8 protein-coding genes are annotated in these 11739 nt (G+C 63.7%); 6 read left to right on the forward strand and 2 right to left on the reverse strand.

Annotated features, from left to right (window positions below):
• The 4 genes from ABR948_RS22480 to ABR948_RS22495 form a co-directional block, all read left to right on the forward strand.
• Window positions 1-730 (forward strand): methyl-accepting chemotaxis protein (locus tag ABR948_RS22480; protein ID WP_428122230.1); only part of this gene is annotated, 730 nt, incomplete at its 5' end.
• 72 nt (window positions 731-802) lie between these two features.
• The gene (locus ABR948_RS22485) at window positions 803-3019 is read left to right on the forward strand and encodes a methyl-accepting chemotaxis protein (protein WP_428122232.1); all 2217 of its coding nucleotides are present in this window, start codon (window positions 803-805) and stop codon (window positions 3017-3019) included.
• A gap of 99 nt (window positions 3020-3118) precedes the next feature.
• Window positions 3119-4816, forward strand: a complete 1698-nt coding sequence (gene araD / locus ABR948_RS22490; RefSeq protein WP_428122234.1) for an L-arabinonate dehydratase — start codon at window positions 3119-3121, stop codon at window positions 4814-4816.
• Between the two features lie 126 nt (window positions 4817-4942).
• Window positions 4943-5662, forward strand: coding sequence for a ribonuclease activity regulator RraA (locus ABR948_RS22495; RefSeq protein WP_428122237.1), 720 nt, complete (start codon window positions 4943-4945; stop codon window positions 5660-5662).
• A gap of 177 nt (window positions 5663-5839) precedes the next feature.
• Here the strand turns inward: ABR948_RS22495 and ABR948_RS22500 are convergent, their stop codons facing one another.
• A complete protein-coding gene (locus tag ABR948_RS22500) occupies window positions 5840-7957 on the reverse strand; it encodes a S9 family peptidase (RefSeq protein ID WP_428122239.1) in 2118 nt (705 codons plus the stop codon).
• A gap of 158 nt (window positions 7958-8115) precedes the next feature.
• Between ABR948_RS22500 and ABR948_RS22505 the strand changes: the two genes are divergently transcribed.
• Window positions 8116-9555, forward strand: a complete 1440-nt coding sequence (locus ABR948_RS22505; RefSeq protein WP_428122241.1) for an MBOAT family O-acyltransferase — start codon at window positions 8116-8118, stop codon at window positions 9553-9555.
• Entirely contained in the window at window positions 9555-10670 is a 1116-nt protein-coding gene (locus tag ABR948_RS22510; RefSeq protein WP_428122243.1) for a hypothetical protein, read from the forward strand. The genes ABR948_RS22505 and ABR948_RS22510 overlap by 1 nt, the downstream gene beginning before the upstream one ends.
• A 160-nt stretch (window positions 10671-10830) precedes the next feature.
• Here ABR948_RS22510 and ABR948_RS22515 read toward each other — a convergent pair.
• The coding region (locus ABR948_RS22515) for an ABC transporter permease (protein WP_428122246.1) at window positions 10831-11739 on the reverse strand (909 nt) is incomplete at its 5' end.

Genomic DNA, 11739 nt, shown 5'->3' on the forward strand with positions numbered 1-11739 from the left:
CGCCGAGGAACTGACCAGCTCGATCGTGGAGATCGGCCGTCAGATCGAATTGTCGAATTCGACCGTTCGTTCGGCCGGCATCGTCACCGCGCGTTCGGAGACCGAGATCGAGGGTCTGGCGCAGGCCGCTCAAAGCATCTCGTCGGTGGTGGATCTGATTCAGGCCATCGCCGCGCAGACCAACCTGCTGGCGCTCAACGCCACCATCGAAGCCGCGCGGGCCGGTGAAGCCGGCCGCGGCTTTGCCGTGGTGGCGCAAGAGGTCAAGTCGCTGGCCGAGCAGACCGCGAAGGCGACCCAGGAAATCGCCCAGCATGTTCAAGGCATCCAGACCTCGACCGGCACGGCCGTCGCCTCGGTCAAGGAAGTCGGCGTGGCGATGCGCCAGATCGACGAAGTGACCACGGCCATCGCCAGCGCGGTCGAGCAGCAGGGCGCCGCCACCCGCGAGATCTCGCAGAACGTCCAGATGGCGGCCGCGGGCACCCAGACGCTGGCCTCGAGCATCTCGACGGTCAGCACCGCGATCGGCGAAACCAGCCGCTCCGCCGACCATGTGCTGGATGCTTCCGGCAAGGTGTCGACCGCCGCCGCCACGCTCGCCGAACAGGTCGCGCAGTTCTTCATCACGCTGCGCAACGGCCCGATGGACCGCCGCGAGCAGGACGATCCGAACTACAAGGGCCCGCAACGGCGCGCCGGCAACGCGCAGAACCGCAAAGTCGCTTGAAGCTCGCGTGATAAAGCGGCCTCGCGAACCGCGAGGCCCGGTAGGGCGACGGCAGGCGACCTGGGGGATTACATGCTCACATCGATCGCGAATTTCGGCATTCGCGGCCGGCTGCTGGCCGGCTTCGCGCTGATCTGCCTAGTGCTGGCGGCGACCGTCGGATATACGGTCTACGCGGTGTCCGGCATCTCTTCGCGCGTCAAACAGGTCGTCGATCTCCGCGCGCCGGTGGCGATCGCGAGCACTCAGCTGGTTGGCAATCTCCACTCGACAATGGCCGCGCTGCGCGCCTATCTTCTTACCGGCAGCGCGGAAGACAAGCAGATCGGCGCGGCGATGTGGATCGAGCTGGAACGCACCATCACCGAGTTCGATCGCCTTGCAAGGGATTTCACCGCTGCCGACGCGGCGCGCTGGAATGAAGCCAAGGCGCTGATCGAGGAATTCCGCGCGGCCCAGCAGAAGGCCGAGGCGATCGCCTTCACGCCGGATGCATTTCCGGCCACCAAAATGCTTCTGACCGAGGCGGCGCCGCTGATCGGGAGGATGTCCGTCGCGCTCACCAAAATGATCGACGAAGAGGGCGGGCTCGAGGCAACCCCCGAACGCAAGCATCTGCTCAAGCTGCTCGGCGACGGGCGCGACTACCTTGCTTCCGCCCGGTCCCAGCTCAGACAATATGTCATGTCGGGCGACGTGGTTGATCGCGAAAAATTCTATCCGCCGCTGGCCGGCTTCAGGGCCGCGCTTGCCGAGCTCGTGGCGCAGAAGGCACTTCTGACCGGCTCGCAAACAGCCGCGCTGGATGTCCTGACCAGGACAGACGGTGAATTCGCGCCGCAGCCGGACAGGATCTTCGCGATTCGCCAGTCGCCGGCATGGAATTCCGCCATCTACCTTATCGTCACGGAAGCCGCGCCGCGCGCGGCCGGGATCCTCGACCTGCTCGACGGCAAGAAGGAGCCCGACGGCACGCGATCCGGCGGCATCAAGACCAATCAGCAGGCGATGCTGGCGGAGGACTCGCGCAGCGTGGAGCACGGCGTGGAAACCCTGCTGCTGTCGCAATGGATTCTGCTCGTCGCCGGGCTGGCGATGGCCATCGCCATCGCGGTCCTGGTCGCCCGCTCCATCACCCGGCCGATCGCCGAACTGGTGAAGGATTCCGAGCGCCTCTCCGGAGGGGACACGTCGGTGGAGTTCAAGGCTGCCGCCCGCGGCGACGAAATCGGCCAGGTGGCGGGCGCGGTGGCAAAATTCCGCGACAACGTCATCGCCCAGCAACAGGCGGCGAAGGATTTCGCCGGCGAGGTCGAGGCGCGCGATGCGGCGAATCGCAACATGGAAAGCGCGGTCGAGGAATTCCGCGCCACCTCCGGTGAGCTGCTTTCCACCGTCGGCGAAAATGCCGGACGGATGCGCCAGACCGCCGAAGCCCTGACCGGTGTCGCCGGTGAGGCGACCAGGCAGGCGGCCTCGGCCGCCACCGCCTCCGGACAGACCGCGAGCAACGTTCAGACCGTCGCCGCCGCCGCCGAGGAACTCACCAGTTCGATTCAGGAAATCGGCCGGCAGATCGAGCTATCGAATTCGACCGTTCGTTCCGCCGCCGCCGTCACGGCGCGCTCGGAGAGCGAGATCGAGGGTCTGGCGCGGGCCGCGCAAAGCATCTCTTCGGTAGTCGACCTGATCCAGGCGATCGCCGCGCAGACCAATCTGCTGGCGCTCAATGCGACCATCGAGGCGGCGCGGGCCGGCGAGGCCGGGCGGGGATTCGCCGTGGTGGCGCAGGAAGTCAAATCGCTCGCCGGGCAGACCGCGAACGCGACAACGGAGATCGCCCAGCATGTTCAGGGCATCCAGAGTTCGACCGGCGCGGCCGTGGCCTCGGTCAAGGAAGTCGGCGTGGCCATGCGCCGGATCGACGAAGTGACGACCGCGATCGCCAGTGCGGTGGAACAGCAGGGCGCGGCAACCCGCGAGATCTCGCAGAACGTCCAGATGGCCGCCTCAGGCTCGCAGACGCTTGCGTCGAGCATTTCGACCGTCAGCCAGGCGATCGGGGAGGCCAACCGCTCCGCCGACCAGGTGCTCGACGCGTCCGGCAAGGTATCCAGCGCCTCCGAGCGCCTCGCGAGCGAAGTCCAGGAATTCTTCGTCCGATTGCGCAACGGTCCAATGGATCGCCGCGAGCAGGACGATCCGAACTACAGGGGTCCGAACCGGCGTGACACGACGGGTGGTGTCGTGGATCGAACGGGCCGCGCGCAGGAGCGTAAAATCGCATGACGGGCCGCGTCCAGCGACAAAGCCGGACGAAAGCGGGGCTTGCCTGCCGGGGATAGCCTGTGAGATGACCCTTTAAAGGGTTCTCGAACAGGTGTTGCCATGCGAGAAAAGAAAACTCCGGAAACGCTGCGCAGCGCGCGCTGGTTCGCGCCCGACGACCTCCGCGCCTTCGGCCACCGCTCGCGCGCCATGCAGATGGGCTACGCGCCGGAGGAGTGGAAGGATCGCCCTGTGATCGCGATCCTCAACACATGGTCGGATGCGCAGCCCTGCCACATGCATTTCAAGAGCCGGGTAGATGACGTCAAGCGCGGCATCCTGATGGCCGGCGGCTTCCCTATGGAACTGCCGGCGCTGTCGCTGTCGGAATCGTTCCTGAAGCCGACCACCATGCTCTATCGCAATCTGCTGGCGATGGACGCCGAGGAGCTGTTGCGCGGCCATCCCGTCGACGGCGTGGTGCTGATGGGCGGCTGCGACAAGACCACGCCGGCGCTGCTGCTCGGCGCCACCAGCATGAATCTGCCCGCGATCTATCTGCCGGCAGGCCCGATGCTGCGCGGCAACTGGAAGGGCAAGACGCTCGGCTCCGGTTCCGATGCCTGGAAATACTGGGACGAGCGGCGGGCCGGGAAAATCTCCGACAAGGACTGGGTCGACGTCGAGGCCGGCATCGCGCGCAGCTACGGCACCTGCATGACCATGGGCACCGCTTCGACCATGACCGCGATCGCCGAGTCGATCGGCATGACCTTGCCGGGGGCGTCCTCGATCCCGGCCGCCGACGCCGGCCACATCCGCATGGCGAGCGAATGCGGCCGGCGCATCGTCGATATGGTCTGGGAAGACCTGACGCCGCGGAAAATCCAGACCCGAAAGGCGTTCGAGAACGCGATCATTCACCTGATCGCGCAGGCGCGCCGTTCGGGTGCCGACATCGGGCTCGACGATTTCGAGAAAGCCAGCCGCAAGGTGCCTGTGATCGCCAACGTCCGGCCGAGCGGAGACACTTTTCTGATGGAGGACTTCTTCTATGCCGGCGGATTGCCGGGCCTGATGAGCCGGATCAGGGATCATCTGCATCTCGACGCGCTGACCGTCACCGGAAAGACGCTCGGCGAGAACATTGCCGGCGCCGAAGTCTATAATGACGACGTGATCAGGACGGTTGAAAACCCGATCTACGCCGAGGGCGCGCTTGCCGTGCTGAAAGGCAACCTCGCCCCCGACGGCTGCGTCATAAAACCCTCAGCCTGCGAGCCGCGCTTCTTGAAGCATACCGGGCCTGCGCTGGTGTTCGACGATTATCCCGCGATGAAGAAGGCGATCGACGATCCGAACCTCGATGTGTCGGCCGACCATGTCCTGATCCTGCGCAACGCGGGCCCGCAAGGAGGGCCGGGCATGCCGGAATGGGGCATGCTGCCGATCCCGACAAAGCTGGTCAAACAGGGCGTGCGCGACATGGTGCGGCTGTCGGATGCGCGCATGAGCGGCACCAGCTATGGCGCCTGTATCCTGCACGTCTCGCCGGAGTCCTATATTGGCGGGCCCTTGGCGCTGGTGAAGAACGGCGACCTGATCACGCTCGATATCGCCGGGCGCAGCATCAATCTCGATGTTTCCGAGGCCGAGCTGGCAAAGCGCCGCGCCGAATGGAAACAACCGAAAACCCGTTTCGAACGCGGCTATGGCTGGATGTTCACCAGACACATCAGGCAGGCCAATGAAGGCTGCGATTTCGATTTCCTCGAGACCGGCTTCGGTGCGCCGGTCGATGAGCCTTCGATTTACTAACCCCCGTCGTTCCGGGGCAAGGCGAAGCCTTGAGCCCGGAATCCATAACCACGATCGGGGGTTATGGATTCCGGGCTCGCGCCAAAGCGGCGCGCCCCGGAATGACAAGCTGAGAATGGGCATATCATGACCAAACTGACCGACGCCACCCGCAACAAACTGAAAACGGTCTCGACCGCGACGGTGGCGACCGCTTTGTTCAAGCGCGGCTTTCGCATCCAGATGATTCAGGATGTGCATCCGTTGGGTCCTGACCAGCCGGTGCTGGTCGGCGAGGCGTTTACGCTACGCTACATGCCGGCGCGCGAGGATCTCAACAAGCTCGAGGTGTTTCGCGACCGCTCCCATCCGCAGCGCAAGGCGATCGAAGACTGCCCGCCCGGCGCGGTGCTGGTGATGGACAGCCGCAAGGACGCCCGCGCCGCGTCCGCCGGCGCCATCCTGGTGACGCGGCTGATGCAGCGCGGCGTCGCCGGCGTGGTCACCGACGGCGGCTTTCGCGACGCGGCCGAAATCGCCAAACTCGGCTTTCCCGCGTTTCACCAGCGGCCGAGCGCGCCGACCAATCTGACGCTGCACCAGGCGATCGAGATCAACGGCCCGATCGGCTGCGGCGATGCGCCGGTGTTTCCCGGCGACGTCATTCTCGGCGACAGCGATGGCGTGTTGGTGATCCCAGCCCATCTCGCCGACGACATCGCCAACGAGGCCTTCGAGATGACCGCGTTCGAGGATTTCGTCACCGAGGAAGTGCGCAAGGGCCGCTCGATCTTCGGACTCTATCCCGCCACCGACGAGCAGACGCTGACCGATTTCGCGGCGTGGCGGAAGCGGACGGGAAGGTAGGCTTTTCAAGCGGGCGAGGGTATCTCTCTCCTCGTCGTCCCCGCGAACGCGGGGACCCATACGCCGCGGCGTCTCGGTTGGGCCATGGCGGTAGAGACCTTCCTCAGTAACAAGCGCCGGTGGTTATGGGTCCCTGCTTTCGCAGGGACGACAGAGATAGCAATCCGGGCCGCGACCTCACACCCCGCTCTCCGCCGCCATCCCCACCACCCACAGCGCGAACGCATAGGCGATCGCGACTTCGTCGAGCCGGTTGAAGCGGCCGGAGGCGCCGCCATGGCCGGCGCCCATATTGGTGCGTAACAATACCGGGCCGCCGCCGGTCATGATCGCGCGCAGCCGTGCGACCCACTTGGCCGGCTCCCAATAGGTGACGCGCGGATCGGTCAGCCCGCCCATCGCCAGGATCGCCGGATAGTCCTTGGCCGCGACATTGTCGTAGGGCGAATAGGACAGGATGGTCTTGAAATCGGCGGCGCTGTCGATCGGGTTGCCCCATTCCGGCCATTCCGGGGGCGTCAGCGGCAGGGTGTCGTCGAGCATGGTGTTGAGCACGTCGACGAACGGCACTTCGGCGACGATTCCAGCGAACAACTCGCCGGCGCGGTTGGCGACCGCGCCCATCAGCATGCCGCCGGCGCTGGCGCCATGCGCGACGATGCGTTTGGCGCCGGTATAGTTGGCCGCGATCAGCGCCTGCGCGCTGGCGGCGAAATCGTCAAAACTGTTGGTCTTCTTCTCGCGCTTGCCGTCGAGATACCAGCCCCAGCCCTTGTCCGCGCCGCCCCGGATATGCGCGATCGCATAGACAAACCCGCGATCGACCAGCGACAGCCGGTTGGCGGAAAACGACGCCGGCATCGCCGCGCCATAGGAGCCGTAGCCATAGAGCAGCAGCGGCGCGGTGCCATCGCGCGCGAGGTCGCGGCGGTGCAGGATCGAGACCGGCACCTGCGCGCCGTCATGCGATGTCGCCATGATGCGGGTGGTGACGTAGTCGGTGGGATTGTGGCCGGACGGAATTTCCTGGCGCTTGCGTAACGTGCGGGCGCGGCTCGCCATGTCGTAATCATAGACTTCCGACGGCGTCGTCATCGACGAATAGGCAAACCGGATGTTGGTGGTGTCGAATTCGTAACCGCCCATGGTGTCGAGCGAATAGGCCGCCTCGTCGAACGCGATGGCGTGCTCTTCGCCATGATTGAGATCTCGGATGATAATCGCGGGCAGGGCGTTGGCGCGCTCCAGCCGCACCAGATGGCCGGAATAAAGTTCGAAATCGATCACGTACACACCCTCGCGATACGGAATCAAGTCGCGCCAGTTGGCGCGCTCGGGCGCCTTGAGCGGTGCCGTGACGATCTTGAAATCGATGGCGCCGTCGGCGTTGGTGAGAATGAACAGCTCGTCGCCGCGGTCGCCGACCGAATATTGCACGCCATGTTCGCGCGCCGCGATCAGGCGCGGCGGCGCGTCGGGATCGGCGAGATCGATCAGGCGCTGCTCTGAGGTTTCGTGGTCGCCGCCGGCGATCGCGCAAAAGCGCCCGCTGCTGCTTTCATGGATGTGGGTGAACCAGCCGGAATCCTGTTCCTCGTAAACCAGCAAATCGTCGGCCTGCAACGTGCCCAAACGATGACGCCAGACCTGCATCGGGCGGTGGTTGTCGTCGAGCTTCACATAGTAGAAGGCGGTGGAGTCCGCGCTCCACACCACGGCCCCGTCAGTCTCCTCGACCACATCGTCACGGTCGGTGCGATCAGCCCAGTCGCGCACGCGGATGGTGAAATATTCCGAGCCCTTGATATCCGCGCTCCAGGCCACAAGCCGGTGGTCCGGCGAATGCCGCGCGCCGCCGAACTTGAAGTAGTCGTGCTGGGCCGCGAGTTCGTCGCCATCGAGTACGATCTCGATCGCGCCGCCGTTGCGCGGGGAGCGGCCGAACATCTCGTGCTGGCCGCCCTCGCGGAATTTTCGCATATAGGCATAGGGACCATCCGGCGCCGGTACGCTGGAATCATCCTCCTTGATCCGCCCGCGCATTTCCTTGACCAGCGTTTTCTGCAGGCCGGCGGTGTGGCCGAGCAGGCTTTCGGTGTAGTCGTTCTCGGCTTCCAGATAGTCGCGGATATCCGCGCTCAGGAGTGACGGATCGCGCAGCACTTCCTGCCAATTGTCATCCTTCAGCCAGGCATAATCGTCGACAACCGTGATGCCGTGGGTGGTGAAGGAATGCGGACGGCGCGGCGCCGAGGGCGCCGGGCGTGAGCCCTTGATGTCGGTCGGTTGTGTCAAGCGGTCCTCGTTCTCTGCGGCGGAAAGTGTCTGCCCCGTTGATATCGGGTCTGGCGGCTGGATTGCCAGAACTGTCGCCATGGCGCCAGAGCCGCGCACGGCTTGTTGATCGCTACGTTGTATGGTTAGGCTTTTTGGCCCGCGCCGGACAAGGACTGATGCTTTTCAACTCCTACCCCTTCATTTTCCTGTTTCTGCCCATTGCTTTGATCGGCTATTTCGCGCTGGGCCGGTTCAGTCATCTGGCGCCGGTGATATGGCTGGTGCTGGCGTCGCTGGCGTTTTACGCGGTCAGCAACTGGCAATTCGTGGCGCTGCTGCTGGCATCGATCGCGTTCAATTATCTGATCGGCTGGCTGCTGATTGCGGCTCAGTTGCGCGGCGGCGTGCGATTTGGCGTCCTCACTATCGGTGTCGCCGGCGATCTCATAGTGCTCGGCACCTTCAAATATGCCGGCTTTCTGGCCGCCAACCTCAATGCGATTTTCGGGGCGGCTCTCAGCGTCCACATCCTGTTGCCGGTCGGAATTTCCTTCTACACTTTCACCCAGATCGCGTTCCTGGTCGACGCCTACCGGGGCAATGTCGCGCGCTACGCATTGCCGCATTACGCGCTGTTCGTGACTTATTTTCCGCATTTGATCGCGGGGCCGATCCTTCACCACAGGGACATGATCCCGCAATTCGAGGCGGCGGAATCGAAATCGCCCAACCCGCATCTGATACTCTGCGGGTTGATGATCTTCGCGATCGGCCTGTTCAAGAAGACCGGTCTCGCCGACGGCATCCAGCCCTTGGTGGCGCTCGCGTTCAGCCCCGAGGCGGTGCCGTCATTCGAGCAGGCCTGGATCGGCGCGCTGGCCTATACGTTCCAGCTCTATTTCGATTTCTCCGGCTATTCCGACATGGCGATTGGAATCTCCCTGATGTTCGGGATCTTCCTGCCGCTCAATTTCAATTCACCCTACAAGGCCACCAGCATCGTCGATTTCTGGCGGCGGTGGCACATGACGCTGTCGCAATTCCTGCGCGACTATCTCTACATCCCGCTCGGCGGCAACCGGCACGGGCGCGTCCTGCGCTACGTCAACCTGATGATCACGATGGGGCTCGGCGGCCTCTGGCACGGCGCGGCCTGGACCTTCGTGGCATGGGGCGCGCTGCACGGCGTCTATCTCTGCGTCAATCACGCCTGGACTCATTTCGGTCCCGCCGCGCCGCCCCGCTTCGCGCGCGCGGCTGAGTGGGCCGCGTTCGTTCTGACGTTCCTCGCGGTCGTGGTCGCCTGGGTGTTCTTTCGTGCTGACAGCATGGCGTCGGCGCTCTCGGTGCTGTCGAAGATGGCCGATCCGACGCAGGGCAGCTTCGGCCGCGCCGAAATGGCGAATATGATGTTCGTCGCGGTCTACGCAGGGATCGCGTGGTTGGCGCCGAATACGCAGGCGATCATGGGCTACGACCACAAGAACAGAACCGTCGGAGAAACGCTCGGTGCGTGGTCAAGGCGGCCGGCGTTCCTTTATGTATCCGCGGCGGTGTTGGCGTTCGGGATTCTCGGAATCCAGCAGCACAGCGAATTCATCTATTTCAGGTTCTGATGAGCAACGTGGCCAAAGATCTTGTTCGGTTTCTGGCGACGAGCGCGCTCGTCATGCTGCTCGCGGTCACGCTCACCTTCGTGGTCGATCCGCTGCAGATCTTCAGGCGTGCGCATCTGTTCGCGGCGATGTATTCGCAGGACAGCCGGATGCAGGATGCCGGACTGATCCGCAGCCAGGATTTCGACACCGTGTTCATGGGCACGTCGTTGGCGCTGCATTTTCGGCAGAGCGATATCGACCGGGTTCTCGGCGTGCATTCGCTGAAACTGTCCCTGAACGGCTCAACCTCGGTCGAGCAGAATTTCGTGCTCGCCGCTGCACTCGAGCGCCATGTTAAGATGGTGCTATGGGAAATGGACGACTGGATCTTCCATGACGCGCCGGGCATCGATTCGAATGTCTATCTTCCGGCCGATCTCTATCGCCGAAATCTGGGAGGCGTCGCGAGCTATCTGTTCAGCGGGGCGATGGCGCGGGAATCGGCCTGGATCCTGGCGCGATCGATACCGCCGATCGAGAAGCCGGTGGCCTGGTTGACCACGGGCGTGATTTTCAAGTTTCCGATCGACCGGGTCGATGACATCAATGTGCTGCGTCCGGGTTTCGACGTGGCCGGGACCTACAACGCGAAAAAATCGTTCGCCGCGTTCAAATACATCACCGATCCGGTTCGCAGTATCTATCTGGCTGACGGTGCCGACTATGACCGGATGGTCCGCAATTTCGAACGCGATGCGATCGGCCTGATCGCGGCGCATCCGGGCGTGACATTCGAGATTTACTTTCCGCCCTATTCGATCCTGCAATGGGTCGCGATGCGGGACGCGTCACCTGGAACGTTCGAGCAGGTCTACAATTTCACCGCCTATGTCAGCCGGCGGCTGACTTCATTTCGCAATGTGCAGCTCTATGATTTTCGCGAAGCCAGCGAAGTCACCCACGATTTGAACAATTATGCCGACGTGATCCACCACTCGCCCACGATCGATCTCAAGGTGCTGTCATGGCTTGCGGAAGGGAAATATCTCGTCGATCCCAGCGCGCCGACGGCGTCGCTCGACCGGCTCAAGGCGCAGATGGAGGCGTATCGGGTTGAAGATGTGGAGCGGTAGTCATTCCGAGCCGCTTCGTCCATACTGGGATGACAAGTAGATGTTCTTCCGTCATGCCCGGCCTTGTGCCGGGCATCCACGTCTTGAACGTGCCGCACAAAGAAGACGTGGATGGCCGGGACAAGCCCGGCCATGACCAGCGTCTATCGAGTGCCTAACATCAGCCATTCCGCAGCCGCGCGCTGGCATTGGCGCCGAACATCGGGATCCGGTTGACGGCGAGCACCACCGCGAAGGTGATGATCAGCATCGCGATGCCCAGCACCGAGATGGCGGCGAGGTCGCCGCTTTCGTTGAGATCGTAGATCAAGACGCTGATGACCTTGGTCTGCGAGGTGAACAGCACGATCGCCGCGGAAAGCTCCCGCATCACCCCGATGAAGATAAAACACCAGGTCGCGATCACGCCGGTGCGCAGCAAGGGCGCGGTGATCCGCAGCAGCGATTGCAGCCGGGTCGCGCCGAGAATGCGGCTGGCGTCCTCGAGTTCGGGATGGATGGTGGCGAACGCCGCCTGCAATTGTTGATAGGCCGACGGCAGGTTGATGGTCAGGAACGCGATCAGCAGGATCCACAGCGTGCCGTAAAGCACAAACGGCGGTCGCGTGTAGCTCAGAAACAGTCCGACGCCGAGCACGATTCCGGGCACCGCCACCGGCGCGGTGGCGAGAAAGCCGAGGATTCGCGAGCCCGGGATCACGCGGCGGGTCGTGACATAGGCGATGACCAGCGCCAGAACCGTTCCGATGGTCGCGGTCGCGGTGCCGAGGATGACGGTGTTCTTGATCGCGAGCTGGGTCGACGACAGTTCGGTAAACACGAACACGATGTTATGCAGCGTGAAGGTCGACGGCGTCACCAGCGTGGTCGCGTTCGGTGAAAACGCCGCGTTGAACAGCGCGAAATACGGCAGGAACACCGGATTGAGCAGCACCAGCAGACAGAACGCCAGCGCCGCCCAGCGCCATTTCTTCATTTCCACGCGGCGCGGGGCGCCGTATTTGCCGCCGACCACCGAATAGCCGCGGCGGCCGAGAATGAATTTCTGCGCCTGCAACAGCGCGATGGT

Origin of the sequence: Bradyrhizobium sp. (genome assembly GCF_050014615.1) — a bacterium.
GTDB lineage: Bacteria > Pseudomonadota > Alphaproteobacteria > Rhizobiales > Xanthobacteraceae > Bradyrhizobium.